This is a genomic window from Roseibium sediminicola, from assembly GCF_023156505.1.
In the GTDB taxonomy this organism is placed as follows: Bacteria; Pseudomonadota; Alphaproteobacteria; order Rhizobiales; family Stappiaceae; genus Roseibium; species Roseibium sediminicola.
This window is the reverse complement of the sequence record NZ_JALNMJ010000001.1, coordinates 581,196-606,904: the sequence shown is the minus strand read 5'-3', so window position 1 is coordinate 606,904 and position 25,709 is coordinate 581,196. Positions and strand designations below refer to the sequence as shown.

Here is a 25,709-nt window from a genome sequence, read left to right as displayed (position 1 = left end):
TCAAAAGCCTCCGTAATTGACGGTGACGGCCTGGCCGGTCTGCGCGGCCTCGCGCACGGCAAGGGCGACCGCGAGCGACTTGATGCCGTCGACACCGTCCGCCGACGGGGCGCCGGTGCCCGCGACTGCACCCTTGAAGAGACCAAGCGCATATTCGTAGAGATTGTGTTTTGCGAACGGGATCGCGTGCTCGCCATCCGCATCGACCAGGACGATCTCGCCGGTCGGCTCCTGGGTCATGACGTTGCGGGCGAAGAGCGAGCCCTTTGTGCCGTGGAATTCGATGCCGGTGCCGGCAAAGGGATGGGTGAAGCTCTCATGGCTCTCGACCATGGCGCCCGAGGGCATCGACCAGACGGACATGACGCTGTCCTCGACCCCCTGCCCCATCCCGGAGGCACCCGCTTTCGCAACAACTTCCTGCGGGTCTTCACCCAGGTGAAAACGGACCGTGTCCGCGTCATGCACCGTGATGTCGGGAATAACCCCGCCGCCGGCGGCCGCGTCGTTGATCCGCCAGCCCTGCAGCACTTCGGGCAGATGCACCGCGTGGAAGACACGAGCGCTCAGCACTTCGCCGATACGGCCCGAGCGGATCAGGTCGCGAATGGCGAGATGGGAGCCGGCATTGCGCAGATGGTGATTGGTGGCAAAGACGACACCCTTTTCCTTTGCAGCCCGGACCATTTCGCAGGCGTCGTCCAACGTCATCGCCAACGGCTTTTCGCACAGGATATGCTTGCCGGCCGCGATCGCCGCCAGAGCCTGGGCATGATGCTTCTCGTTGGTCGTGGAGATATAGACCGCGTCGACGCTGTCATCCGCAAGCAGCTGGTCCAGATCGGTAAGGCTCCGGCCAATGCCGTTCTCGCGGGCATAGCCTTCGCCACGCGCGGCATCCGAACTGAGCACCGACAGGATGTCACCGCCCTGTGCGCGGATCGCCTCAATCATGTAGCTCGACGCAATCCGGCTCGCGCCGATCAGGGCCCAACGCATTCAGACCTCCCAGATATCTTGTTGCTTGCCTTTTTTGGAACGTTCCAAATCTTGTTTCTGAATATTGGAACGTTCCAAATTTGTCAAGAAAGGAATCCGAAATTTAGAAGCACTGCGCTTCGCGCTCTACAAGCGAGACCTTTGCAAGGCGTTTCAGGCAACGCTCGGCATGGAAAGGAGAGAGATGGTTTTAATGGGCGCTAGCTTCGGCAATTGCGGATGTCACGACGCTGGCCCGACCTTCTTCCGTCGCACCTTTGTCGGCGTTTCACCGAACTCGGCCTTGTAGGCTTGCGAGAAGGTCGGCGCGGTCAGGAATCCGCAGGCGATCGCAATCTCGATCAGGGAAATATGCGTGCTGGTCACCAGTGTGTGGGCCTTCTTGAGGCGGATCTTCTTGTAGAACCGGGCCGGGGTCGTGTTGAGATAGACGGTGAAGAGCCGTTCCAGATGGCGCGGCGACAGGCCGACCTGGCTGGCAAGGTCCGACAGGCGCAACGGCGCCTCGACATTCTGCTCCATTAGCTGGACGACCTTCTGAAGCCGCTTCTCGAACAGGTTTGTGTTGTCGCTCATGCCCTTGGGCTGCGGATGGGAAAACCCGCGTACATTCTCGACAATCAACAGGCTGGCGATCTCGGCGCATTGCCAGCTTTCCAGATGGCTGGCCAGTACCCCGATCACGGCTTCGACGGAAAAGCCCTCGCCGGAACTGGTGACGATGCTGCCGTTTTCCTGGGCAAGGCTGTCCGAAAGCTGCGGCGTGTTGCCAACCTCGCGCAGCAATCCGGCATCGCGCCAATGCGCGGTCGCGCTGCCGTCTTCCAGATTGGCGGCCTTGATATATTCGCGCGACGCATCGGAAAGAAGCAGCACCCGCCGCTGAAGCTTCTGCATGGCCCGGAGGCGGCGCAGCCAGCCCTCATGCCGGTTGCCGGGACCGGCTATCACGATCAGGCAATCGCGCAGGAACTGGTCGCCGATGGTCGGCTCCGCGCGCGCAATCATGTCCGACCGGCTGTCGACGAAACCCGGCGTGTCCGATGTCAATTGCCAGGCAAACCGGTCCCGGTTCAGGACGTCGTTGGCCGTTCTCAGGACGGACAGAACCGAGGCCAGTTCGAGATCGGAAAAGCCGGGTTGAATGAAGATTTCAAACGTGAGCTTGTCATCTTGTTTTTGGTTGTCAGTCGGCACTTGGCTCTTCGATTGCGGCGTTCGGGTTTCGGGCGCGGCACCGGTCAAGATGCTTTGCAACTACATTGCCCCAAGGGTCTACTGCCCAAACTTCACCTTAGTCAAATCGTTGACACGAACCTGCAAAACGCAAAAACACGCACGGCTCCCGTCAAAACGGAAGCCGGTGCGGGTTCATGTGCCGATTGTCGGGCGTATCGCCCTACTTCGTCTTTGCGTCCAGGCTGTATCGGCCGGCGCCGAAGGCAACAATCTGCAAAAGGCCACCAGCAATGGCGATGTTCTTGAAGAAGTGGATGAACTGGTTCTGATCGCCCAGCTGGTTGTGGAACGCCAGTGCGGCAGCGACCGTGAAGAGGGCCATGATGCCAGCGGCATAGCGGGTCTTGTATCCGGCGATCAGCGCGAGACTGCCGAAGATTTCGACAACAACGGCGGCAATATAGCCAAGCGTTGCAAAGGGCAATCCGGCCGCGTCGATCCAGGCGATGGTCGCTTCCGCCGAGCCCAGTTTGTTGATGCCCGCAAGAAGAAACAGCGGCGCGATCAGAAACCGCGCGGCGAGCGGTGCCAGGCCGTCCAGGGTCCCGAAGAGTGCAGCTCCGGTAGTATCGGCACCGGTATTCACATTGAGAACAGTCATGGGTCTTGTCCTCATCTGTCCGGCGATCCCCCTGAGCGCCTTGCTGTGAGATCACGATACTGTTTATCTAATATTTTATAAGGTAAGTATTTTTCGCCTGTTTGTTCAACAATATCGAACAATCATAAATACTCTCGCACCGATTTCGAGAGAGAACCCATTGACCTGTGCGCTTCCATTGTCATTCCGGTTTGACGCGATAGCGGCAAGACCACGCCCCAGTACACCGTGTCGCAAACGCTTGAAAACCAAACACAACTACGTAGTTACCGGGCCCCGACCTTCCGCTTCGCTCCAGCCGGGATGACAAAATGAGAGCGTGTATCTTTTGCGTAAGGCAGCGACGCTTCCGGAGGAGTTTCTGCTCTTGGCAGTGGGTCTAACCTCATACCTCCCCGCAGCGCTTACCTGTCCGGTTCCGGCCCCTCCTCCTTGAACCTTACGGGCGGTGACTTTTCCGGAATGAGACCGGCGCGGAACCGCTGCAGCACCACCTGCAGCAACAGACCGACCAGCAGCATGCGGATGAAGGAGCTGCGTGTGGCCCATTCTGGCGGCAGACGGTTGGTGAAGATTTCCGTCACCGACCACAGGGTCCAGATGGCGAGCGCGCCCAGGATCGCCCCCTTGTTGTTGCCCGAGCCACCTGCCATCAGCATCACCCAGACAAGGAAGGTCACGAGCAGCGGATCGGTCGCGGTCGGCGACAGGAAGCGGAAATAATGCGCCGACAGGCCGCCGGCGATGCCCATGACGGCGCAGCCGATGACGAAGGTCTGGATGCGGAATTTCTCGATGTTCTTGCCGGCCGCCGCCGCCGAAGTCTCGTTGTCGCGAATGGCCCGGAGGCTCCGCCCCCAGGGACTGTCATAGAGACGGCTGGAGGCCACGAAGACCAGCAGCACCACCAGCCAGACAAAGCCCAGAAACACAACGTCGCTCATGCGGCCTGTGGCCAGGTCGCCAAGCGGGCGCGGAATTCTGGACACGCCTAGGCTGCCATTGGTGAGCCAGTCCTCGTTGACGATGACCAGCCGCAGGATCTCGGCAATGCCGATCGAGGCCATGGCCAGATAGTCGCTCTTGAGGCGCACACAGATCTTGGCAACCGCCCATCCAGCCAAACCGGCGAGGATCGCCGCGCCGACAAGTCCGAGCGGCACAGGCAGACCGTAACCGCCGAGATGCCGGGACGAGGCTGCCGTGGTCAGGATCGCCGACGAATAAGCGCCGACGCCGTAGAACCCGGCGATTCCCGCATTGAAGAGCCCGCCCATGCCCCACTGAATGTTGAGGGCGAGGCAGAGCAGCGCGTAGATGCCGCCGAGGATCAAAAGGCTGACGAGATAGAAAAAGAGACCTGTGAGTTCCATCAGAGCAGCCTCCCCTTGAAGAGGCCCTGCGGCCGGAAGATCAAGAGCGCGATCATGCAGATGAAGGCAACCGCTGTCTTGTAGGACGGCGAGATCAGTGCGTCGTCGCCGATCCAGTGATAGGAGGACAGCTCCTCGGCAAGGCCGATCAGGAACCCGCCGGCCATGGCGCCCATGGGTTTGCCGATACCGCCGAGGATCGCCGCGGCGAACATCGGCAGGAGCAGGTTCCAGCCGAGGTTCGGATGGGCGCTGGTGTTGAGCGCCGCGAAAGCGCCGGCAATGGCCGCAAGCGCCGCGCCGATGATCCAAGTCCAGCGCACCACTTTTGCGGTATCGAGACCCGAGACTTCGGCCAGTTCCGGATCATCCGCCACGGCGCGCATCGACCGGCCGGTTCGGGTCCGGCTCAGGAAGAAATGCAGCAGCACGGCGATGATGGCGGTGGCGACGATTGCCTGGAGATGCAGGACGGACACCCGGATCGTGTCGAACAGCACCAGGGGCGGCTTGACGCCTGTCGAGAACACCTGGTTTTCCGAGCCCCAGATCAGCTGCACGAGCGAGCGGAACACCAGCGCAATGCCGAAGGAGGAGATCACGGTGTAGATGGTCGGGAGCGCGCGCAGCGGCTGGTAGAATAACCGGTCCACCAGCAGCGCGGAAACGATGGTCAGCACCATGCCGAAGGGGATCAGCAGCAGCGGATTGACCGGCAGGATCGCCGCCGCGGCGAGGATGCCGTAGGTGCCGAGCGTCATCAGATCGCCATGGGCGAAATGGGCAAAACGCAGAATGCCGAAGATCATCGAGATGCCGACGGCGCCGAGCGCATAGATGCTGCCGATGGTCAGCGCCGGAAACAGATAGAAATTGATGAATTCGATCATGCGGCCGCGCCTCCCAGAAACAGGCGGCGGACGTCTTCATCGGCGAGCAGTTCCTTGCCCGTGCCGCTGACATGGTTCCGCCCGGCCACAAGGATATGGCCATGATCGGCGATCTGCAGCGCCTGGCGCGCGTTCTGTTCCACCATCAAGATCGTGATCCCGGTTTTGCGGATGTCGAGAAGCAGATCGAAGATCCGTTCCAGATAGGCGGGCGAAAGGCCCGCGGTCGGTTCGTCCAGCAGGATAAGCTTCGGCTCGCTCATCAAGGCCCGGCCCATGGCAACCATCTGGCGCTGACCGCCGGAGAGCTCCCCCGCCGGCTGGCCGAGCTTGTCCTTCAGGTCCGGGAACAGGGCGAGGATCTTCTCGCGTGTGGCGGCCTTGTCCTTCGGCGGGGCGGCATAGGTGCCCACATCCAGGTTCTCTTCCACCGACAGGGTGGCAAAGACGTTTTTCGACTGGGGCACGGCCGAGACCCCGAGCGGCACCAGCGCAGAGGTCTTGCAGCCGACCAGTTCCTTGGCGCCAAGGCGGATTGAGCCGGCGGCGACTTGCGTCAGCGCGAAAATGGTCTTTAGAAGCGTCGACTTGCCGGCCCCGTTCGGGCCCAGAATGACCGCGATCTCGCCCGGCTCGACGGTGAGTGAAATGTCCTCGATGATCGGCGGGCCGCCATAGCCGGCCGTCAGATCCGTAACCGACAGACGTTCGGTCATAGGCGGGCCTCGTATTTGCCGCCGCCGAAATAGGCTTCAATGACCCGTTCGTCATTGCGGACAGCCTCGACCGTGCCTTCGGTCAGGAGCGTGCCTTGCGCCATGACCAGCACGTGGTCGCAAAGCTTGGAGACATAGTCGAGATCGTGCTCGATCAGGCAAAAGGTCAGCCCGCGCTCGCGGTTGAGCATCAGGATCTTGTCGGCGAGCTTGCCTAACAGCGTTCGGTTGATGCCGGCGCCGATCTCGTCGAGCAGCACCACCTTGGGCTTGCGCATCAGGGCCCGGCCAAGCTCGACCAGTTTTTTCTGGCCACCAGAAAGATTGCCGGCTTTCTCGTCGATGACATGCTCCAGTTCCAAAAGGCGAATGGTGTCACGCGCGGTGTCGTAGATCTCCCGCTCCTCGGCGGCATAGCGACCACGGCGAAAGATCACGTTGATGACATTCTCGCCTTCCGGGGCCGACGCGGCGGCCATCAGGTTTTCAAGCACCGAGAGACGGTCGAATTCATGTGGGATCTGGAAGGTGCGCGCGAGGCCCGCCGCTGCCCGCTGGTGGGGTTTCAGGCGGGTGATGTCGCGCCCGTCCAGGATCACCCGTCCGGAAGTTGGCCGGACAGCGCCGGCGATCACGTTGAAGGCGGTGGTCTTGCCCGCACCATTCGGCCCGATCAGGCCGGTGATGCGGCCTGCACCGATTTCGAAGCTTGCGTGGTCAACCGCCCGCAGTCCTCCGAAATCGACGCAGATCTTGTCCAGTCGGATCACGTCAGGTCCGGCTTATTCGACGATTTCGACTTGCTTATAGCCGTCGCCATCGACGACGAACTTGCCGATGTAACCGCCGACATCGCCATTGGCGTCGAATTCAGCGTTGCCACTGGCGCCGTCATAGTCGATGTCCTTGCCTTCCTTAAGGAGGGCTACGGCCTTGGCCCATTCGCCCGGACCGACTTTCTCGCCGGGAGCCATGGCGACATCGCGCAGCGCCTGAGCCATTGCGGCCCGGTCGGTCGAGCCGGCCTTCTCGATGGCCAGCAACGCCAGGAAGGTGGCGTCATAGGTCTGGTCGACAAAGGCCTTGTCGGCGCCTTCGCCATATTCGGCGTTGAAGGCGTCATGCAGGGTCTTCTGAGCCGGGTTCTCGGCCGGAGACGTCGGCGAGGAGAAGAACGAGGTCTTCAGCGCGTCAGCGCCGACATTCTCGATCAGGAGCTCGTCACGCAGGCCGTCGGTGCCGACAAACTTGGTGAAGAGACCGCCCTCGATGGCCTGGCGCACGATCTTGCCGCCACTGTCACCGGCATAGGCGATCACGACCAGAGCCTGCGGCTCACCCTTGGCGAGACTTGCCAGTTCGGAGCGGTAGGAATCCTTCTTTTCCTCGTGCTTGTTGGACGCGGTGATCGTGCCGCCAGCGGCCTCATAGGCAGCCTGGAAGGTCTGGCCGATGCCCACGCCGTAGTCGTTGTTGACATAGGTCAGCGCGACTTTGTCGAGGCCGTCGGCAAGCACCATCTTGGCGAGGATCTCGCCCTGGTAGTTGTCGGAAGGCACGATGCGGAAGACGAGACCGTCGTCCTGAAGGTCGGTCATGGCCGGCGAGGTCGCCGTCGGCGAGATCTGGGCAACGCCGGCCGGAATGATCGCGGCTTCGGCGGCGGCGATGGTGGTGCCGGACATGAGCGAACCCATGACGATCGGCACGTTCTCGATATTGACCAGCTTCTGCGCCGCATCGACCGCGCCCTGGGCCGTGCCGGTGGTGTCGCCATAAACCGCCACGGCCGTACCGCCGAGCAGGCCGCCCTGGTCGTTCACCTGTTTCACGGCGAGATTGGCCGCGTTCTGCAGCGGCGGAATGAAGTTTGCGATCGGTCCGGTGATATCCATCAGAACGCCGATCTTGGTGTCGTCCGCGAAGGCGGCGGAGCCTGCGCCCAGCAAGGCTGCGGCCGCCACAAATGTCGTCAACTTCCTCATGCTGTCATCCCCTCTTGAAGCTTGCTGTCATTACGCCTGCACGGTTTGCTCATTCCTCCTCGGCAAACTTTCCTCGCGCAGGATTTCCGTATCGAACCGGCCCGGCAGGCTGACTTCCAGCAGTTCCAGGTCGGTTGTCGCGCCCGTGTATCTGGTCGCCATTTTCGGCGGGATAACGAAGGCGTCTCCGGCGGACAGGCGGAAAGGATCTTTGCCTTCGCCCTCAAGGGTCATCTCGCCTGCCAGCACAAAGTTGAACAGGATGTCGCCGTGATGGCGCGTCCAGGGAGCGGTCTCCCCGGTCGGTCGCGCCACCAAAACGGAGGCGACACCCTTGGTGTTGTCGCAAATGGTCGTGTCGCGCGCTTCAAATCCGGGAACGCGGAACGGCGCGAAAACACCCTCCTTTGCCAGATTATGCACGAATTTCTGTCCCTGCCACTCCCTGTCAGGCCGTTCCTGCGGGGTCGGCAGGGTCATGTCGTGATCGATCTCGGTGATGTGCTCGGCTGGCACACCGATTTCGACCACCTCGATGCCGTCAGCGGCATGCATCACCCGGTGCCGGATTTCCGGCGGCTGGATGAAACAGTCGCCCGCCGTCAGACGTCGCATGCCGCCCTGATCCTCGTAAAGCACGTCGACCCAGCCGCGCACGCAGAAGATCAGCTGGAAACCGACCTTGTGGAAATGCACCATGTCGGGCACGGGCCCGTCGGGCACACGGATATGCGAGGCAATCATCGCGCCGCCGAGGCGGGTTGGGACCAGGTCGCGGTATTCCATGCCAGCGCGCCCGATCACCCAGGGCGCCTGATCGGCAAGACGGCGCACAACGAAAGCATGTTCGGTTTCGGGCAGAACCAGTGGCGGGTTCAGTTCGTCGATTTCAACACGGGTGCCGTTGGGCGCGACCAGCAGGCGTTCACCGCCGGCAAAGCCGCCCGGATCCTCGGTCAGGATGCGCAAGGTGCCCGGCCCTTCCGGCGCGTCCTTTTCCACCCGCACGCGCAAGCCGTGACCGGAAAAGACGGCGATTTCCGGATTGTCCGCCGGGTAGATCATGTCGAGCCGCATCTTCAGCGTCTTGGTGAAAAACGGCAGGTCCCTGGCCAGATCCTTCGTCGGCAGGCGTATCTCGGCGCGTGTTTCCGTCATTAAACTTTCCCCTCCCCTGGACCCGCGCGATTATCCAGCCCGCGCGGTTGATCCGGATTGTTCTTTCAAAGCTGCCGCATGCGCGGCGAGATAGGCGGTTTCGCCGTCGAAGACGAAGCGCAGAATGCGGTCACTCGCCGCCACTGCGTCCCGTTGGCAAAAGGCCTCGTAAAGCCTTGCATTGCCGGCGACGATCAGCGGATGGTTGGCCTTGTCGGCAAAGGTCATCATGCGCACGGCCTGGACCTGGGTCATGTAGCGCTGCAAGGCCTTGCGCAGCGAGGCGTTCGACACGGCGGCAATCCAGCCGTTTCTGAAGATCTCACAGGCCCGGAACAGGCGCTCCGGATCACCCTCAGTCATGGCCGATCGGGCATCGTCCAGGATGCCGCCGAGGGCGGCAAGCTCATCCTCCGTCAGACCATGCGCCGCCATGGCAGCTGCACGCGGCTCCAGCAGACGGCGCAGGTCGAAGATCTCCAGGATTTCCTCATGGTCCAGCCTCGGCAGAACGAAGCCCCGGGTAGTCGGCTCCAGATAGCCCTCATGGGCAAGCCGCATCAGCGCATCGCGCGCCGGCATGCGGGAGACCCCGAACTCGGCGGCGACCGCCGTATCCACCAGCCGCACCCCTTGCACAAGCTCGCCGCGCTGGATGCGCCCCATCAAAACATCATGGATCTGGCCACTGGTGCTCTGTCCGCTCGCAGCTGCTGTGGAGATCTTGGCTTCAGTCATCCAGAGAACTCCTGGAGCGCGCTCCGATCAGCCCAAAACTGTATACAGAACTAGGACGCAAACCGGAAACGTACGGACCATTTTCTCCAGAATTCTGCAAAGGAAAAATCCTTTAAGCTTGAACTATTCCAAAAACTGTATACGAATAATCACATACTGGTCAATAGCGGTGAAGCCGGTGAAACGACGATTTGTCCATGCACCGGCCGGACACCAGACAAAGACGTTCGGGAGGAACCATGACCACCAGAGAAGACGGCTATTTCCTCTATCACTCGATCGGCCAGTACCCAGGCAAGGAGGCGGATCTCGCCGCCGCGATGGCTGATTTCGGGACGATCTGGTGCGCCTCCGACGACCGGCAATGGCCCTATCTTCTCGGCAAGCGGGCTGAATTCATCGACCTGTGGCGCCGCCTTCTTGGTGCGCCTGACGGCTCTGCGACGACCTGCGAGAATGTCACCCAGGGCGTGCACATGTTCCTGACGGCCCTGCCGGACAACTATCTGCGCGGGCGCAAGGTTCTGGTCGCCGCCGACTGTTTTCCCTCCAACCATTTCCTCCTCACCCGGCTGCAGGACCGTCTTGGCTTCGAATTGGTCACGGTCAAGATGCGCCAGGGTTCCGGCTGGGTCGCGGACGAGGACATGATCGCCGAATGGGATGGCGACGTGGCGCTGGCGCTGCTCACCTGGGTCAGCTCGACCACCTCCCACCGGATCGATCTCGAGGCCCTTGTCGCTCATGGCCGCGCCATGGGCAGCCTGATCGGCGTGGACATCACCCAGGCGGCCGGACTGCTGCCTTTCTCTGTCCAGGAGCCCCAGGTCGATTTTGCCGTCTCGACAAGCCTCAAATGGATGTGCGGCACGCCGGGCGCAGGCGTCTTCCATGTCCGCCCGGACCTGATCCCTGAATGCCGGCCGGAGCTGCGCGGCTGGTTCAGCCAGGACAACCCGTTCAACTGGGACATCGAAGCCTTCGACTATGCGCCGGACATCCGCCGCTTCGACAACGGCACTCCCGCCATCCTGCCGGCGGCCGCCACGGTTCCAGCCCTGACATGGCATGCGAATGCCGACACGGATGCGATCCTTGCTCATAACAGGCGGCTCAGTGACATCCTGATCGGCGGTGTGGACAAACTCGGCCTGAAGCTGCTGACGCCTCGGACGGAAAAAGAGCGCGGCGGCAGCCTGATGATCGCGCTGTCGTCGACGGAAGAGGCCGGCAAAGTGTTGAATGATCTCCGGGATGTCGGCATTTCCGCCGACACGCGCGGGGCGACCCTGCGGCTGTCGCCGGGCGTTCAGACCACGGAAGACGCGACCCGGGAAGTCCTGGAGGTGCTGGGCAGGTCGCTGGGCACTGCGGGCTAGGCGCCGGTCAGACGAGACGTTTTGAGAGAGCCCGCATGTGGAATGGAGCAAGTGGCCGCTCCTTCGAGACGCCGCTGACGCGGCTCCTCAGGATGACGCTTAAGGGTGTAGCAGCCCATTGAACTATCAACACATTCAGTGTCACCCCGAGAGTGGGACAGCCCCTTGATCCATCAACACACTCAGCGTCATCCTGAGGAGGGCCGCTAGGCCCGTCTCGAAGGAGACGGCTGCATACTCTAATCCCTCTCCATCGTCATCCCGGACAGAGCGCAGCGAAGATCCGGGACCGGCGAGCCGAGGCCTCTTGGGAAGATTTGCGCTGCCTTACGACAGCCTGGTGGCCTCCGGTCCCGGCTCGCGCTTCGCTTGGCCGGGAAGGCGATGGAGGGTTTTAATTCGTCACCCCGCCCCGGCAAAGCTCTCCACCGTCTTCAGCGCCCCATCCAGATCCGCGCCCTTTTCGTCCTTGAGCGCGGCCTCGCGCAGTCGGGCGACCCAGTCGGGACCGTCGTCGCGGCCCTCCACCAGCCTTGCACCGGCCAGCACCTTGTCGAATTTCGTCAGGCCGCGCGCATGGGTGTCGGAATAGCCCTTGATGAGGCGACGGCATTTCAGGATTTCAACCGCCATGCCATAGCGGTCCGGCAGGTAGCCTGAAACCATTTTCAGCCAATCGTCCAAATGCGCCTGCTCCATCCGGTGACGAAGGGTTTTCAGACGCCAGCCACGAAGTCCGCCCAAGACATAGAGCATCAGAAATCCGCGCAGACTGTCGGAACGGATCCGGCGGCCACGATTGAACCAGCGGTCGATGCGGGCCCGCCAGACCGGATCGGCGTCGAGTTTGACCCCCAGCGTGGCCGGCAGAAGCCCGATGATTTCCTCCGCCCGCGGATGCAGGTAGTCGGTCAGCTGCAGCAGGTTGCCGTCCGCCAGTTTCATCTCCGCCTCGATGCGGCGGAAGCGCTGCGGACGGGTCTTCAGGTCGGCCACCCGGATGACGTCATCATAGGCCATGGCGTTGGCGATGTATTTGGCGGCCTCGCGGGTGAGTTTGAAATGCCTGTCCACGCTGTCCTTTGCGGCAAGCGCTTCCAGACGGTCGAGATAGTCCCCGCCATAGGCGCAGTCCTGAAAGTCGACGACCTTTTGCAGGCCCGCCCTCGCCATTTCCCGGCACGGTTCGGGCAATGAAGCGATGCGTGCTTCCAGGCTGGAATAGGCATCGCGGCTTCCTTTTGGACCGGAAGGCGCAACGATCTCAGCCTTGGCGGGACGCAAAGGCGCCGCCTTTTCCGGCTCACCGTTTTTGGCAAGTTCATATCCCGCCGCAAAGGCTCGCAAGCTGGCCTCGACGCCCTTGCCACCGGCCCGGATTGCCTCCTCGAAGGCTTCGCGCGGAAACGGCAGTGCTTCGGAGCCGGCCAAGGCACCAAACAGGGAGGCCGAAATCACCGACCCGACCCTCAGCGCGGCCGCATCCATATCCGCCAGCACAAGCTTGTGCGCCGCGAGTTCCGCTGCGGCCTTCACTTCCTCGGAGGAAGCCATGCCATCGCCCGGCACGGTCTTTTCAGAGACCGCCAGCATGCGGTGGCTGGAGGCGATCAAGGTCGTGCGGTCCGGCGTCACAAACCCGCGCATGATCGCGCGCCCCGCCTCCATCATCTCCGCGGCGATGATGATATCGACATCCCCGGCTGACGGTGCCAGCGAGAACACCGGCGCGGCCACGGTTCCAGGTGCCATCTCGATATAATAGATGGTCGCGCCCGTGCGCTGCGCGACGCCTGCGACGCTTGTTGCCTGGCAGTGATAGCCTTCCGAGCGGGCAAGACCCTCGATCCAGTTGGTCAGGACACCGCCGCCCTGGCCCCCCACCGCCATGACTGCAAGCTTGATGATGCCGTCAAGCGCCGGATCGGCAGGCTGGGCATCGAGAGGAAGGGACAGAGACATCAAACGCCCTCCGCGTTGAAGGTCAGACGCCGGCCTGCACGCCGGGTCTGCAGCCAGGAAATGAGTTTGGTGCGAAACCCGGCCAGCCAGCTTTCAAGGCCACCCGGGTTGTGGACCACCTTGGCCTCGAAAAAGGACGGGCACAGGATCGCCGCATCGGCAACCTCGCCGCAATTGCCGCAGCCAACGCAGGACTGGTCGATATGGGCGACCGGATCGTCGCGCAGCGGATCGTCCAGTTTCTTCAGCGACAGAGACGGGCAGCCGGACAAGCGGATACAGGCGTGATCGCCCGTACACACATCCTGATCGACACCGAAGCGTGGCACTTCAACCCGCTCGCCACCGGAAATCGCCTTGTTGCGCAAGGGCTTTTCGCGCCGCTGGCGATTGAGCATGCATTCCGACGAGGCCACGATGACCTTTGGACCGTCATAGTCGGTGGTCAGCGCCTCGCGGATGGTGGCGCGCATTTTGGTGACGTCATAGGTCCGGTCGATCTGCCGGATCCACTTCACCCCGGCGCCTTCCAGCGCCTTGGTGATCGGGTTGTTGGTCGACTTGGACTTGTTTTTCGCCCGGCTGGAGGGAATGTCCTGGCCGCCGGTCGCGGCGGAATAATAGTTGTCGACGATGATGGCGACGCTGTCGGACTTGTTGAAGACCATGTTGCCGATAGAGGAACTGAGGCCGTTGTGCCAGAAGCCGCCATCGCCAAGGATCGAGATCGCCCGCTTTTCACCGCCGCCGTCAAATGCGGCGTTGGAGGCGGGTCCAAGCCCGTAGCCCATGGTCGAGCCGCCGATCTCGAAGGGCGGCAGGCAGGCAAAGAGGTGACAGCCGATGTCGCCGGTGATCTGGTGCTGGCCGAGATCCTGTTCGACCATTTTCAGCGAGGCGAAGATCGGCCGCTCCGGGCAGCCGGTGCAAAAGCCGGGCGGGCGGATCGGTACGGTCTGCGACAGGTCCGGCAATTCCGGCTTGGGTGCGTTCGGCGCCAGCACCTTGCCCGGCAGAAGGTCCGGCGCGTGCTGGCGGATGAAGGCGTCGATGCCGTCCAGCATGATCTGGCCGGTATATTCGCCGGCGCGCGGAAACGTTCCCTTGCCTTCCAGCCTGGTGCTCCGGCCTTCCTTGTAGAGCATGGCACCGAGCTGCTGCTCGATGAATTCCGGCTGACCTTCCTCGACCATCAGGACGGCTTCCTTGCCATCGCAGAAATCGAGAAGATCGGATTTTACCAGCGGATAGGTGACGTTCAGAACGTAAAGCGGCACGGACGTGTTGCCGCTGATATCGGCGAGGCCCAGCCGCTGCAGCGCGCGGATGACACTGTTGTAGATGCCGCCGAGACAGACAATGCCAACCTTGCCCTCGTCAGGACCGAAGCGCTCGTTCAGCTGATTTTCCAGAATGAATGTCTCGGCCGCCGGCCAGCGGTTGTCGATCTTGTCATGCTCGTGGGCATAGGACATCGGCGGCAGCACGACGCGCTTGAAGTCGCGCATCGGGCTGGAGAGCGCGTCCCTGACGGACAGCGGCGGCGGAACGTTGTCGCTGGTCTCAAAACTGCCGGTGACATGACAGGAGCGAATCCGGACCATCAGCATGACCGGCGTGTTGCTGGCCTCGGAAAGCGCAAAGCCGTCGCCAACGGATTTGACGATTGATGTCAGGTTCGGCCGTGGATCGAGCAGCCAGAACTGGGATTTCATGGCAAAGGCGTAGGAACGCTCCTGCATGATGGAGGAGCCTTCGCCGTAATCCTCACCGACGATCACCAGCGCACCGCCATTGACGCCGGAAGACGCGAGGTTCGCGAGCGCGTCGGAGGCAACATTGACGCCAACCGATCCCTTGAAGGTCACCGCGCCGCGAATGGGATAATGCACGGAGGCTGCCAGCATGGCCGCGGCCGCCGCCTCGGAGGCATTCGCCTCGAAGCGGATGCCGAGTTCGCCCATCAGGTCCTCGGCATCGGCGAGCACATCCATCAGGTGCGAGATCGGAGCGCCCTGATAGCCGCCGACATAGCCGACCCCGTTTTCCAGGAGCGCCTTGGTGATGGCCAGAATGCCTTCACCGGTAAAGGTGTCTCCGGTGCCTTTTCTTAGATGCTCAACCTCAGCCTTGAACGACCTTTCGGCCATCGGCTCCTCCCTCCACGGTCAACTCATATCGGGTGCTTGCGCACGTTCTTCAAAATGGTCTGCAGCGTGGCGACAAAGGCGCGCTGCTCGGCATCGCTGATGCCCTTGAACATCTGCTGATAGGCGCTCGCCAGATGCGGCCAGAGCTGTTCATGGGTCTCCCGCCCCTTGGCCGTGATATGAACACGCACCGCACGGCTGTCGTCCTTGTCGGCAACGCGCCGAACCAGCCCGTCGCGCTCCAGCGCATCCAATGCTCTGCTCAGGGTCGAAACTTCGGTGATTGCGTAAATCGCCAATTCGCCGATCAAAAGGCCGTCAATCACCGAGAGCACGGCCAGGGTTCGCATCTTCGGCGTTGTCAGGCCCAGATTGGCCATTTCCTCGCGCAGGGCCGCGTTGTAGCGGCCCATGATGCGGTTCATCAGGTAAGGCGGGAAGTTCTCCAGTCCGATTTCACCCAGCCGTGGCGTGCGGGCTTCTTCCGCCAGCTCGTCCGTCCGATCCTCGTCGCTCATGCACCCATCCATTTCGCCAGATTGTAGCCGGAGCCGCCGCCGAGCCCTGGACCGGGATGGGTCGAGGCACCGATCATGTGGAGATTCCGGATTTGGGTGGCGCTATTAACGGACTGGGCAAAGGGGCGCCAGATGAAAAACTGGTCAATGCCGCAGGACCCGCCATAAGGATCGCCGCCGACCAGATTGATATTGAGGTTGTTGAGATCGGCTGGCGAATAGGCACGCCGCGCCAGCTTGATCTGATCGAAATTCCGGATGTGCCGCGCCAGGATCTGCTCCAGCCGGTCCGCGAAGGCTTCTCTGACGGCTTCCGTCCACTCCGGTCCGGTTTCGATAGCATTGGCAGCGTCGCCCTTGATTACCCGCGGTGCGTCCGGGATCTGCAGCCACAAAACCGCTTTGCCGTCCGGAACCCGGGAGGGGTCGAGACGATGGGGCTGACCGACGCAAATGGTGGGCACTTCAGGCAAGAGACCCCGTTCGGCCTCATTGGCGGATTTCGAGACGCTGTCGATGCCGTCCGCCAGATGGATCAGGGCCACGTCTTCCAGTCCGTCCGCGATCCAGTCAGGCTCACCATCCAGCGCGTAGTGGAGCTGGAAATTGCCCCGGCCATAACGATAGGTCTTCACTGCCTCGGGCGCGGGCTCTTGCTTCAAAAGGCGCTGATAGAGCTGTGACGGCGTGACCGAGGCAATGACGGACTGTGCCTTGATGGTGTCCCCGTCCGAGGTCTTCACACCGATCGCCCTGCCGTCCTTTACCAGGATCTGGTCGACATCGACGCCTGTGCGGATCTTTCCGCCCTTTGCCTCGATCAGCTTACGAAACGCCTCCGGCACGCTGGCGGAACCACCCTTGGCGACCGGTGCACCGGCGGCTTCCAGGGCAAAGGCAATCACCTTGCCCATCTGGCCCGAATAGGTGCTTTCAGGCGTCAAGCCGGTGTGCAGGACCCAGGGCGCCCAGAGCGCCTGAACGGTCTCGCTTGAATAACTTCCTTCCAGCCAGCCCCGCGCGGGCTGCAAGGCCGCGCCGAACCAGGCCTTGAGGCCTGTCAGCCCGCGCTTCCAGGCTTGTTTGGCGAGTAGCCCGGCCATTTTCATCGACCAGAGCGGATTGCCAAGCAGGGCAAACAGGAAGTCCGCATCGGCCTCGATACCGCCGACATCGGCGGCATGCTGCTCTCCGTCCCCGGCAGCCAGCTGGCTGAAGGCGGCGACATTGGCGGCCCGGTCCATGGCGAGGCGCGCCGCTTCTCCATTTGGCCGGATTACGGCGGTCGGATGCTGCGTGTGACAGAACTCCAGGCCGTGCCGGCCGAGATCTTCCGCCAGCTCCGCATAGGCGGGCGATGTCAGGAACAGGACAAAGGTGGCCGCCATGACGTCATGCCGGTAACCCGGCAGCGTGATCTCCTCGGTGCGCATGCAGCCGCCGATTGTCTCGGAGCGCTCAAGCACCAGCACCGGCTCGCCCTTGCGCGACAGCAGAGCTGCCGCGACCAGGGCGTTGATGCCGGAGCCGATGATCACATGCGGGGCGGCCACGGTCGCGTCCTCAGGCTTTCGGAACCAGCGCCAAAGCGCGGATCGGGCTGCCCGTGCCGCGTTCGATCTTGAGCGGCGCGGCAATCAGGATCGCGCCCTTGGCGGGCAGCTTGTCGAGATTGGCCAACGAAGCGAGGCCAAAGCAATTGTCCCGGTGCAAAAGATTATGCGCCGGATAAGGCGGCTCCATGCCACCGGCCTGGCCGGCATCGGTTCCGATGCACTGGCTGCCCCAGCCGACAATCTTCTTTGACAGAAGATATTCGATAGCATCCGGGGTCGGCCCGGGGCTATGCGGCCCGGTTTCGTCGGCATTCAGGAACAGGGCCTCGTCATCGGCGCGCTTGTCCCAGTCGGTGCGCATGACCACCCATTCGCCAGCGCCGATTTCACCATGTTCGGCCTCCCAGGCCTTGATCAGGTCGGCGGTCAGCAGGAAATCCGGGTTTGCCTCGGTTTCCTTCGAACAGTCGATCACGTTGACCGGCGCCACCAGACGCTGGACGTTCAGCGTGTCAGTGAAGCCGTCGGAATAGTCCTTGCCGGTGATCCAGTGATGCGGGGCGTCGAAATGAGTGCCCGAATGCTCACCCAAAACCATCCAGTTCCAGGCAAAAAACGGCCCGTCTGAATCGTATTCGCTGATCTTGTGGATCTCGACCTTCGGTGTGTTCTTGGCGAAATCTGGCGGCAACTGGATGATCGGTGTGTCGGGACCCAGAACGCCCGTGCAATCCACCACTTCCACATCTCCGGACAGGAGCATGGCCCCCAGTCCGCCGAGCGCGTTCTCTGCAGACATAATCGTTCCCTCTGTATGTGTACGGCCTGTCGGCTCTTTATCACAAATCGATGCTAGACAGATTTATTTGTATTTGCAATTATCTTCTTCAACGAGCGGAGGGGAATTGCGTGAGCGAGACATTGGACAGCGTGATCATCGGCAGCGGACACAACAGTCTCGCCTGCGCTGTGCATCTGGCCTCCAAAGGCTGGAACGTCGGCGTGTTCGAGCGCGCGTCCGAACCTGGCGGCGCGGTCAAAACCGGCGAATACACGCTCCCCGGATACCGCCACGACTGGGCCGCCATGAACCTGTCGCTGTTTGCAGGCTCAGCCTTTTTCAAGGAATACGGGCAAGAACTCTCCACTCACGGACTGGCATTTGCACCTGTAGCCGATTGTTTTTCCTCTGTCTTTCCGGACGGAACCTGGCTCGGCGTCAGCAATGATCTTGAAACGACAGCCAAGCGCATGGCCGCGGAGAATGCAGATGACGCCGACACCTGGCGTGCGCTGACAGCGGATTTCCCCACTCAGGCAGAGACCTTGTTCGGCCTTCTGGGCAGCCCGGCAAAAAAACGTGCATTTGCACATATCCTGTTCAAGGAATGGCGCCGGAACGGCACAGGCGGCGTGCTCGATCTTGGCCGTTTCCTGCTCGCTTCCCCGAGGGACTGGCTGACGGAGACCTTTGCGTCGCCCAAGGTGCGCGCCATGCTTGCCGCTTGGGGCATGCATCTGGATTTTGCGCCGGACATTTCCGGCGGCGCGCTCTTTCCCTACCTGGAAGGCATGGCCAACCAGGCCTTCGGCATGGTGCTTGGCCAGGGCGGCGCCGACACGATCGTCAGGGCCATGGTCGCCAGCATCGAGGCGCGGTGTGGCTCGGTCACCTGCAACGCAGAGGTCAGCCGCGTAATCGTTGAAAACGGCCAGGCGCGCGGCATTGAGCTTGCCGACGGGCGCAGGATCATGGCGAAGAAAGCGGTGATCGCCAATGTGGCACCCGACGCCCTTCTGAAACTGACCGGCGACACCGGCAACACATCCTACGACCAGGGCCTGAAAAAATCGGCCCACGCACCGGGCACGATGATGATCCATCTGGCCATGGACGCCCTGCCCGACTGGACCGCTGCTGAAGACCTCAAGAAATTCGCCTATGTGCACCTGGCGCCGGATCTCGACCAGATGGCACGCACCTATACCCAGGCCCGGGCAGGCCTGTTGCCCGACGAGCCGGTCGTTGTCTGCGGCCAGCCGACTGCAATCGATCCGAGTCGCGCGCCGGAGGGAAAGCATGTGCTCTGGCTTCAGGTACGCATGGCGCCCGGCACCATCAGGGGCGATGCCGCCGGCACAATCGCGGCGACCGATTGGGAGACCGCGGCCGAGCCCTTTGCCGAACGGGCGCTCGACATTCTGGAGCGCTATGCGCCCGGAACGCGGGCCAGGATCCTTGGCCGGCACATTGTGACACCCGCCATGCTGGAGGCGGACAATCCGAACCTGGTCGGAGGAGACCAGATCTGCGGAAGTCATCATCTCACCCAGCACTTCCTGTTCAGGCCCGTTCGCGGCTTTGCCGACGGCTCAACTCCGGTGGGGAACCTGTTCCACACCGGCGCCGCCGTCTGGCCGGGAGCGGGAACCGGAGCCGGGCCCGGATACCTGCTCGCGCAAAAACTCGCCGGATAGCGACAAAAGACAAACGCACCGGCGCCAGAGACCAGATGGGGAACTGAAACCATGACAGTATCAAGACGCACATTGCTGAAAAGTGCGGCCGTCAGCGGCATGCTGACCGCCGTCGGAACACCGGTTTTCGCCAATGACATCGAGGAACTGGTGATCGCCTACAACGTCAACCTGCCGAGCTGGGACCCGACCGTCGGCCCGTCGGCGGTGAACCCGACGATCCAGGGCATCTACCAGTCGGTGTTCGACATGTTCATCCACCAGAACCCGGACCTGAGCTTTGCCTCCGGCATTCTCACCGACTGGGGCTGGAACGAGGACAAGTCCAAGGTCTGGATGGATGTGCGCGAGGGCGTCACCTGGCACAATGGCGACCCGCTGACGCCGGAAGACATCGTCTGGTCGCTTGAGCGCGCCGGCAGCTCCGACACAGGCAACCCGATCCAGTTCATCTGGGGCAAGATCGGCAATTTTTCGATCGACGGCAACCGCGTCACCGCGGACGTCAAGGAATACGAGCCGACCATCTTCAAGTGGATGAGCTTCCTGACCGGCTATGTCATGCCGAAGAAATACTATGAAGAAGTCGGCGCCGACGGCTTCGAGGCCGCGCCCATCGGGACCGGCCCCTACATGGTCGACAAGTTCGAGCGCAATGCGTTTGTCCGCCTGAAAGCCAACGAAAACTACTGGGGCGGTGCGCCGGAGTTCAAGACGGTGACCATCAAGTTCGTCACCGACGCCTCCAGCCGCACCTTCGAGGTCATGTCCGGCAACGCCCATGTCACCCTGGAAATGCCCTATGAGGAATTCGACCGGCTGAAGGAACAGGACGGCATCGTCGGCACGGCCACGCCGATCTCCGATATCGGCATGATCTTCATCAACGATATCGAGCCGATGAACGATCCGAATGTGCGCAAGGCGATGGCCCACGCCATCGACAAGAAGACCATCATCGAGCGGCTGCTGTCGAATTACGGTGTGCCGATCGACACGCTGCAGACGCCCGACTACACGGCCTATGACCCGTCGATCACCGTGCCATACGATCCGGAGAAGGCCAAGGAACTGCTGGCGGCGTCCGGTTACGGCCCGGATAACCCGGTCTCCTTCAAGATCCAGACCACGCGCGGCTTCAAGCCCAAGGATTACGAGATCATCCAGGCGATTGTCGGCCTGTGGCGCAAGATCGGCATCGAGGCCGAGATCGAAGTCTACGAAATCGCCAAGCATTACGAGCTGCGCGCCGCCGACACGCTCGCCCCGGCCGCCTTCTACAACTGGGGCAATGCCATCGGTGACCCGACCACTTCGACAGGCTTTGCCATGTTCGGCCCCTCGCCCCATTCCGTCTGGGACGGCGAGGACCTGATGCAGAAGATCCTGCCGCTCTGGGGCGAGGTCGACGAGGACAAACGCATTGCCGGCTGGAAGGAGGTCGACCGGTTCATAGCCGACAATGCCCTGGTCATTCCGCTGATCCAGTATGTGCAGCCGATCCTGCATTCGGACAAGGTCAAGGTCACACCGCACGCCTCCGGCGCGCTGCTACCGGCCCTGATGACCAGGTCCTGATACAGCCACACACCCCGCCTACGCCGCAGCGCTCAAGCTGTTCCGAGCTCCCGGAGCGTTGCGGCGGTTTTTTCTGAACGGAATACGGGCCGGCCCACATGCAGATTGCGCGCGCGTTGATCACGCGCCTCATTACCACCCTGGTCACGCTCCTGGGCGCGGCCGTCATCGTCTTTGTCGTCATCCGCGTGGTGCCGGGCAATCCGATTGCCATGATGCTGCCTCCCGGCGCGACCGATGCCGATATCGATCGCCTCAAGGCGCTTTACGGCCTGGACAAGAGCATACTCGAGCAGTTCTGGATCTGGATCGGCAATGTCGTCCAGGGCGACTTCGGCATGTCCATAACCCTGCGCCAGCCGGTCTATGACCTCGTCATAGGCCGCCTGCCCGCAACGCTCGAGTTGTCGATCCTGGCGCTCCTGATCGCCGTTTTCCTGGGCGGTGCCGCGGCGCTGACCGCAACGCTTTACCGGGGCACAAAGATCGAGGGCGGCATCGATGTCGCCGGCGGCGTTGCGCTCTCCCTGCCCGACTTTCTCTGGGGCCTGGCGCTGATCCTGGTCCTCGGCGTGCTCTGGCCGCTGTTTCACATTTCCGGCCGCGTCTCGCCCTCGCTCGGCTTCGAGTTCGGCTCCAACTTCTACCTGTTCGAGGCACTCGCCCGGCTGCAGTTCAACGTCGTTGGAGACCTGATCGCCCACATGCTGATGCCGGCCCTCGCGCTCGCCATTCCACTGGCCGCGATCATCCTGCAGCTGTTGAAGCAATCCCTGAAGGAATGCATGCACGACGACTACATCACGCTCGCCCGAACCAAGGGGTATTCGGAAAGCTCGATCATCCTGCGCGACGCCCTGCCGAATGCCATCCTGCCGACCCTGACGCTGATCGGCGTGCAGTTCACCTTCCTGATCGGCGGCACGGTGATCATCGAACGGCTGTTCTCCTATGAGGGGCTCGGCAACATGGCCATCGACGCGGTCATCAACCGCGACCTGCCGCTCATCCAGGGCATCGTGCTGGTGTTCGCGCTCCTGTTCACGCTGGTCAACCTGGTGGTCGACATGACCTATGCCGCCCTGAACCCGAGGCTCCGTCATGCTTGATGCCAGAGGACAAATCCGCCGCCTTCCGGGCGTCAGGCTCTGGCTCAGCGGTGGCTGGTTGGCGCTGCTGGTGCTCGCTGCAATTTTCGCCCCCCTGATCAGCCCGCACGATCCGCTGGCCCAGGATCTGTTTGCCGGTCGCCTGCCGCCGGTCTGGGAACAGGGCTCGGATCCCGCCTTTCTGCTCGGCACCGACAGTCTCGGCCGCGACGTTTTGAGCCGTATGCTTTACGGAGCGCGTCTTGCCCTGATCGTGGCGCTGGTCGCCGGCACGCTCACCTGCCTGATCGGGGCGACGCTCGGCCTGATCGCAGGCTTCTTCCGGGGCTGGGCCGATCTCATCATCTCGCGCCTCATCGACATCTGGATGGCGTTTCCACCGGTCCTGTTCGCGATCCTGCTGATCGCCGTCATCGGCACGGGACTGACCTCCGTGATCGTCGCCATTGTCGTCATCGACTGGACCCGCTTCGCTCGCGTAGTCCGCGCCGAGGCGATGAGCCAGGGCGCAATGGACTACGTCGCCTCGGCGCAGGTTGCCGGCCGCGGCCGTCTTGGCACGGCAATGACCGAGATCCTGCCCAACGTGCTGCCGACGATCGTCGCGCTTCTGACGCTGGAAATGGGCATTGCCATCATCGTCGAGGCGATCCTCTCCTTCGTGAACCTTTCCATCTCGACCGACCAGCCGACCTGGGGCGGCATGATCGCCGAGGGGCGTGCCTCCATCTACCAGGCCTGGTGGGTGCTGGTGTTCCCGCTCTTCACCCTGTTTCTGACCGTGCTCAGCTTCTCCCAGTTCGGGGAAGGCCTGAAAGAACATTTCGACCCGGTGCTACGATGAGTTTTCTTTCGATCAGGGACCTGAACGTCTCGCTGGCCAACGGCGCGCCCCTGCTGAGGCGCGTGTCGCTGGATGTCGCCGCCGGAGAAGTCCGTGCCCTGGTGGGCGAAAGCGGCGCCGGCAAGAGCATGATCGGCAAGGCCGTGCTCGGCATTCTGCCACGCGCCGCCAAAGTGACCGGAGGCAGCATCCAGCTCGACGGCGAGGATCTCGAGACCCTGTCACCCAAAGCCAGGCGTCAGCGCATCGGTGCCCGGGTTGCCCTGATCCCGCAGGATCCGCTGACGGCGCTCAACCCGTCACGCCGGGTTGGCCCTCAGATCACCGACCGGCTGGTCGACATTCTCGGCTGGAAGCGCGCCGAGGCCGAAGCCAGGGCACTGGAGCTGCTGGAGGAGGTGCATATCCAGGCGCCGGACCGGGTGATGAAAGCCTATCCGCACGAACTGTCTGGCGGCATGCGCCAGCGCATCCTGATCGCGTCGGCCTTTGCCGCCGAGCCAAAGCTGATCATTGCGGACGAGCCGACCACCGCGCTCGATGTCACCGTCCAGAAGCAGATCCTGAAGCTGATACGCGAGATGCAGCAACGCCACGGCACCGCGCTGTTGTTCGTCACGCATGATCTCGGTGTCGTCTCCAAGATCGCCCAATCGCTCACAGTGCTCTATGCCGGCAAGGTGATCGAAGAAACGGATATCAAGGCCTTTTTCGCAGGTCCGTCTCATGCCTATTCCCGCGCCCTCCTGGCCGCGACACCGAAATACACCGACCCGGATGGATCGCTGACACCTGTGCCCGACAGCGTGATCCAGGCGGTCGAAGCGGAAATTGCCGCCTTTGACGCCGGGCAAATGGGGACGGTGCGCGCATGAGCGAGATGATCTACCAACTGAAAGACCTGAAGGTGTCTTTCCCGGACATGTCGAAAAAGCCGCTTCTGGGAGCCGCTCCGCGTATCGATGTTCTGAAGGGTCTGACCTTCGACATTCCGAAGGGCGAGGTCCTCGGCATTGTCGGCGGGTCCGGCTCTGGCAAGTCAACACTCGGCCGCGCGCTGATCCGGCTGATCGAGCCTGATGACGGCGCCATTCTGTTCGAAGGCACGGATATCACGCATCTGGGCGAGGACCGACTGCGGCCGCTGCGCCGCCGTTTCCAGATGATCTTCCAGGACCCGATGTCCTCGCTCAATCCGCGCCGGCGGGTCGGCGGCATCATTGCAGGCCCGCTGAAACTTCAGGGACTGGACAACGTCAAGGGCCGGGTCGACGAGGCGCTCGACATGGTCGGCCTTCCGCGGTCCTTCGCCTCACGCTATCCGCACGAACTCTCCGGGGGACAGAGACAGAGGGTCGGCATCGCCCGGGCAATCGCGCTGAAACCGGATTTCATCCTGGCGGACGAAATCGTTTCCGGGCTGGACGTCTCCTCCCAGGCGCAGGTGCTCAACCTGCTGGAGAGCCTGGTCCAGGACCTCGGCCTGACGCTCGCCTTCATCAGCCACGATCTCTCGGTGATCCGCCGTCTGTGCACGCGCATCCTTGTGCTCTATCAGGGCGAGATCGTCGAGAATGCCGAAACACCGGCGCTCTTCGCAGATCCGAAGGCCGCCTATACCCGCACATTGCTCGACGCCATCCCCTTGCCCGATCCGGCGCAGGCGTGGTTTTAGAACCAGTGTTCTGCCCCTGGGGTCCGGCCCCTAGAGCCGGCTAACGGACCTGACCGGCACCTTCAGGCGTTCCGAGGCGCCGCTGATGTGAGCTGCCATGGCCGTCCGGGCTCCGGTCCGGTCACCGGCCTCGATCGCTCTCAGAACCCTGCGGTGCTCTTCTCGTGTCACCTGGAGGAGATCGTCCTTTTCATAGACATCGGAGGTAACGCGCGCCGTCTCCTTGAGGCGCGAGGAGATGTAGCAGATGATGCCATAGAGATAGGCATTGCCGGTCGCCTTGCCGACGGCGCGGTGAAAGGCGGCGTCCGCTTCCAGGCGCCGCTCGTCGAAATGGAGTTCCCCGTCCAGTTCCGCGATCGCCTTGCCCATGTCTTCCAGATCGAGCGACGTCCGGCGCACCGCGGCAAGCCCCGCCGCCTCGATTTCCAGGAGCCCGCGCAATTCGAACAGGTCCGCCAGATTGCCGGACTTGCCGAGCGCCTGGATGTCGACCCGAAACGTCTCGCGCTCTGTAATCGGCTTCACCACCGCGCCGCGCCCCTGGCGCGATTCGACCACGCCATCCGACCGCAGCCGGGCGATGGCTTCCCGCACCACGTTGCGGCTGACACCGAATGTTCCGGCGAGCGCGTGCTCGGTCGGCAACGTGTCCCCCGGCACCAGCTGCCCTTCTGTAATTTTTGACATGATGTCGGCGGCAATCTGATCCGGCAAAAGCGATGTGCGCCGAACCTCCCGAAATTCCGTCATAGCCACGC

23 protein-coding genes are annotated in these 25,709 nt (G+C 62.5%); 7 read left to right on the top strand and 16 right to left on the bottom strand.

Annotation, left to right across the window (positions count from 1 at the left end; all coding sequences use genetic code 11):
* From M0H32_RS02660 to M0H32_RS02615, 10 genes are all read right to left on the bottom strand, one after another.
* Positions 1 to 999: a Gfo/Idh/MocA family protein gene (locus M0H32_RS02660; RefSeq protein ID WP_248150344.1), complete on the bottom strand. Its 999-nt coding sequence runs from the start codon at positions 997 to 999 to the stop codon at positions 1 to 3.
* 222 nt (positions 1,000 to 1,221) lie between these two features.
* Positions 1,222 to 2,196 carry a GlxA family transcriptional regulator gene (locus M0H32_RS29600; protein WP_248150343.1) on the bottom strand — a complete coding sequence of 325 codons (975 nt, stop codon included), beginning with the start codon at positions 2,194 to 2,196 and terminating at the stop codon, positions 1,222 to 1,224.
* 202 nt (positions 2,197 to 2,398) lie between these two features.
* Entirely contained in the window at positions 2,399 to 2,839 is a 441-nt protein-coding gene (locus tag M0H32_RS02650) for a DoxX family protein (protein WP_248150341.1), read from the bottom strand.
* Positions 2,840 to 3,243: 404 nt separating this feature from the next.
* Positions 3,244 to 4,212 carry a branched-chain amino acid ABC transporter permease gene (locus M0H32_RS02645; protein WP_248150339.1) on the bottom strand — a complete coding sequence of 323 codons (969 nt, stop codon included), beginning with the start codon at positions 4,210 to 4,212 and terminating at the stop codon, positions 3,244 to 3,246.
* Positions 4,212 to 5,102, bottom strand: coding sequence for a branched-chain amino acid ABC transporter permease (locus M0H32_RS02640; RefSeq protein WP_248150337.1), 891 nt, complete (start codon positions 5,100 to 5,102; stop codon positions 4,212 to 4,214). The genes M0H32_RS02645 and M0H32_RS02640 overlap by 1 nt, the downstream gene beginning before the upstream one ends.
* Positions 5,099 to 5,818 carry an ABC transporter ATP-binding protein gene (locus M0H32_RS02635; RefSeq protein WP_248150334.1) on the bottom strand — a complete coding sequence of 240 codons (720 nt, stop codon included), beginning with the start codon at positions 5,816 to 5,818 and terminating at the stop codon, positions 5,099 to 5,101. Before M0H32_RS02635 ends, M0H32_RS02640 begins: the two co-directional genes overlap by 4 nt.
* Positions 5,815 to 6,588 (bottom strand): ABC transporter ATP-binding protein, encoded by a 774-nt coding sequence (locus M0H32_RS02630; RefSeq protein WP_248150331.1) that lies wholly within the window; start codon positions 6,586 to 6,588, stop codon positions 5,815 to 5,817. The genes M0H32_RS02635 and M0H32_RS02630 overlap by 4 nt, the downstream gene beginning before the upstream one ends.
* Positions 6,589 to 6,600: 12 nt before the next feature.
* Positions 6,601 to 7,803, bottom strand: a complete 1,203-nt coding sequence (locus M0H32_RS02625) for an ABC transporter substrate-binding protein (RefSeq protein WP_248150328.1) — start codon at positions 7,801 to 7,803, stop codon at positions 6,601 to 6,603.
* Between the two features lie 30 nt (positions 7,804 to 7,833).
* A complete protein-coding gene (locus M0H32_RS02620) occupies positions 7,834 to 8,961 on the bottom strand; it encodes a cupin domain-containing protein (RefSeq protein ID WP_248150325.1) in 1,128 nt (375 codons plus the stop codon).
* Positions 8,962 to 8,991: 30 nt separating this feature from the next.
* Complete coding sequence (locus tag M0H32_RS02615; protein ID WP_248150323.1) at positions 8,992 to 9,699, bottom strand: GntR family transcriptional regulator; 708 nt, start codon at positions 9,697 to 9,699, stop codon at positions 8,992 to 8,994.
* 239 nt (positions 9,700 to 9,938) lie between these two features.
* Here M0H32_RS02615 and M0H32_RS02610 point away from each other — a divergent pair, with 239 nt between their 5' ends.
* The gene (locus M0H32_RS02610) at positions 9,939 to 11,078 is read left to right on the top strand and encodes an aminotransferase class V-fold PLP-dependent enzyme (RefSeq protein ID WP_248150321.1); all 1,140 of its coding nucleotides are present in this window, start codon (positions 9,939 to 9,941) and stop codon (positions 11,076 to 11,078) included.
* 402 nt (positions 11,079 to 11,480) lie between these two features.
* On the opposite strand, the gene M0H32_RS02605 is transcribed toward M0H32_RS02610, so the two are convergent.
* The 5 genes from M0H32_RS02605 to M0H32_RS02585 are packed head-to-tail and all read right to left on the bottom strand — an operon-like array spanning position 11,481 to position 18,063.
* Positions 11,481 to 13,040, bottom strand: a complete 1,560-nt coding sequence (locus M0H32_RS02605) for an indolepyruvate oxidoreductase subunit beta family protein (RefSeq protein WP_248150319.1) — start codon at positions 13,038 to 13,040, stop codon at positions 11,481 to 11,483.
* Complete coding sequence (locus tag M0H32_RS02600; protein ID WP_248150318.1) at positions 13,040 to 15,190, bottom strand: thiamine pyrophosphate-dependent enzyme; 2,151 nt, start codon at positions 15,188 to 15,190, stop codon at positions 13,040 to 13,042. Before M0H32_RS02600 ends, M0H32_RS02605 begins: the two co-directional genes overlap by 1 nt.
* A gap of 23 nt (positions 15,191 to 15,213) precedes the next feature.
* Positions 15,214 to 15,708: a MarR family winged helix-turn-helix transcriptional regulator gene (locus M0H32_RS02595; protein ID WP_248150316.1), complete on the bottom strand. Its 495-nt coding sequence runs from the start codon at positions 15,706 to 15,708 to the stop codon at positions 15,214 to 15,216.
* Positions 15,705 to 17,261 (bottom strand): phytoene desaturase family protein, encoded by a 1,557-nt coding sequence (locus M0H32_RS02590; RefSeq protein WP_248150314.1) that lies wholly within the window; start codon positions 17,259 to 17,261, stop codon positions 15,705 to 15,707. The genes M0H32_RS02595 and M0H32_RS02590 overlap by 4 nt, the downstream gene beginning before the upstream one ends.
* 10 nt (positions 17,262 to 17,271) lie before the next feature.
* Positions 17,272 to 18,063 (bottom strand): cyclase family protein, encoded by a 792-nt coding sequence (locus tag M0H32_RS02585; RefSeq protein WP_248150312.1) that lies wholly within the window; start codon positions 18,061 to 18,063, stop codon positions 17,272 to 17,274.
* Between the two features lie 50 nt (positions 18,064 to 18,113).
* On the opposite strand from M0H32_RS02585, the gene M0H32_RS02580 reads away from it, so the two are divergent.
* The 6 genes from M0H32_RS02580 (at position 18,114) to M0H32_RS02555 (ending at position 24,948) form a co-directional block, all read left to right on the top strand.
* Positions 18,114 to 19,742, top strand: coding sequence for a phytoene desaturase family protein (locus M0H32_RS02580; protein ID WP_282449043.1), 1,629 nt, complete (start codon positions 18,114 to 18,116; stop codon positions 19,740 to 19,742).
* Positions 19,743 to 19,793: 51 nt separating this feature from the next.
* Positions 19,794 to 21,320 carry an ABC transporter substrate-binding protein gene (locus M0H32_RS02575; RefSeq protein ID WP_248150305.1) on the top strand — a complete coding sequence of 509 codons (1,527 nt, stop codon included), beginning with the start codon at positions 19,794 to 19,796 and terminating at the stop codon, positions 21,318 to 21,320.
* Positions 21,321 to 21,418: 98 nt separating this feature from the next.
* Positions 21,419 to 22,429: an ABC transporter permease gene (locus M0H32_RS02570; RefSeq protein WP_248150303.1), complete on the top strand. Its 1,011-nt coding sequence runs from the start codon at positions 21,419 to 21,421 to the stop codon at positions 22,427 to 22,429.
* The gene (locus M0H32_RS02565; protein ID WP_248150300.1) at positions 22,422 to 23,273 is read left to right on the top strand and encodes an ABC transporter permease; all 852 of its coding nucleotides are present in this window, start codon (positions 22,422 to 22,424) and stop codon (positions 23,271 to 23,273) included. Before M0H32_RS02570 ends, M0H32_RS02565 begins: the two co-directional genes overlap by 8 nt.
* Positions 23,270 to 24,148: an ABC transporter ATP-binding protein gene (locus tag M0H32_RS02560; protein WP_248150298.1), complete on the top strand. Its 879-nt coding sequence runs from the start codon at positions 23,270 to 23,272 to the stop codon at positions 24,146 to 24,148. The genes M0H32_RS02565 and M0H32_RS02560 overlap by 4 nt, the downstream gene beginning before the upstream one ends.
* Entirely contained in the window at positions 24,145 to 24,948 is an 804-nt protein-coding gene (locus M0H32_RS02555; RefSeq protein ID WP_248150296.1) for an ATP-binding cassette domain-containing protein, read from the top strand. Before M0H32_RS02560 ends, M0H32_RS02555 begins: the two co-directional genes overlap by 4 nt.
* A gap of 30 nt (positions 24,949 to 24,978) precedes the next feature.
* Here the strand turns inward: M0H32_RS02555 and M0H32_RS02550 are convergent, their stop codons facing one another.
* Positions 24,979 to 25,701 (bottom strand): FadR/GntR family transcriptional regulator, encoded by a 723-nt coding sequence (locus M0H32_RS02550; RefSeq protein ID WP_248150294.1) that lies wholly within the window; start codon positions 25,699 to 25,701, stop codon positions 24,979 to 24,981.
* Positions 25,702 to 25,709 lie beyond the last annotated feature (8 nt).

Coding starts and splice junctions, on each gene's coding strand:
- M0H32_RS02620 (WP_248150325.1), bottom strand. CDS start 8,961: ATGACGGAAACACGCGCCGAGATACGCCTGCCGACGAAGGATCTGGCC.
- M0H32_RS02640 (WP_248150337.1), bottom strand. CDS start 5,102: ATGATCGAATTCATCAATTTCTATCTGTTTCCGGCGCTGACCATCGGC.
- M0H32_RS02570 (WP_248150303.1), top strand. CDS start 21,419: ATGCAGATTGCGCGCGCGTTGATCACGCGCCTCATTACCACCCTGGTC.
- M0H32_RS02600 (WP_248150318.1), bottom strand. CDS start 15,190: ATGGCCGAAAGGTCGTTCAAGGCTGAGGTTGAGCATCTAAGAAAAGGC.
- M0H32_RS02660 (WP_248150344.1), bottom strand. CDS start 999: ATGCGTTGGGCCCTGATCGGCGCGAGCCGGATTGCGTCGAGCTACATG.
- M0H32_RS02565 (WP_248150300.1), top strand. CDS start 22,422: ATGCTTGATGCCAGAGGACAAATCCGCCGCCTTCCGGGCGTCAGGCTC.
- M0H32_RS02575 (WP_248150305.1), top strand. CDS start 19,794: ATGACAGTATCAAGACGCACATTGCTGAAAAGTGCGGCCGTCAGCGGC.
- M0H32_RS02610 (WP_248150321.1), top strand. CDS start 9,939: ATGACCACCAGAGAAGACGGCTATTTCCTCTATCACTCGATCGGCCAG.
- M0H32_RS02595 (WP_248150316.1), bottom strand. CDS start 15,708: ATGAGCGACGAGGATCGGACGGACGAGCTGGCGGAAGAAGCCCGCACG.
- M0H32_RS02650 (WP_248150341.1), bottom strand. CDS start 2,839: ATGACTGTTCTCAATGTGAATACCGGTGCCGATACTACCGGAGCTGCA.
- M0H32_RS02615 (WP_248150323.1), bottom strand. CDS start 9,699: ATGACTGAAGCCAAGATCTCCACAGCAGCTGCGAGCGGACAGAGCACC.
- M0H32_RS02580 (WP_282449043.1), top strand. CDS start 18,114: ATGCTAGACAGATTTATTTGTATTTGCAATTATCTTCTTCAACGAGCG.
- M0H32_RS02560 (WP_248150298.1), top strand. CDS start 23,270: ATGAGTTTTCTTTCGATCAGGGACCTGAACGTCTCGCTGGCCAACGGC.
- M0H32_RS02625 (WP_248150328.1), bottom strand. CDS start 7,803: ATGAGGAAGTTGACGACATTTGTGGCGGCCGCAGCCTTGCTGGGCGCA.
- M0H32_RS02550 (WP_248150294.1), bottom strand. CDS start 25,701: ATGACGGAATTTCGGGAGGTTCGGCGCACATCGCTTTTGCCGGATCAG.
- M0H32_RS02635 (WP_248150334.1), bottom strand. CDS start 5,818: ATGACCGAACGTCTGTCGGTTACGGATCTGACGGCCGGCTATGGCGGC.
- M0H32_RS02605 (WP_248150319.1), bottom strand. CDS start 13,040: ATGTCTCTGTCCCTTCCTCTCGATGCCCAGCCTGCCGATCCGGCGCTT.
- M0H32_RS02555 (WP_248150296.1), top strand. CDS start 24,145: ATGAGCGAGATGATCTACCAACTGAAAGACCTGAAGGTGTCTTTCCCG.
- M0H32_RS02645 (WP_248150339.1), bottom strand. CDS start 4,212: ATGGAACTCACAGGTCTCTTTTTCTATCTCGTCAGCCTTTTGATCCTC.
- M0H32_RS02585 (WP_248150312.1), bottom strand. CDS start 18,063: ATGTCTGCAGAGAACGCGCTCGGCGGACTGGGGGCCATGCTCCTGTCC.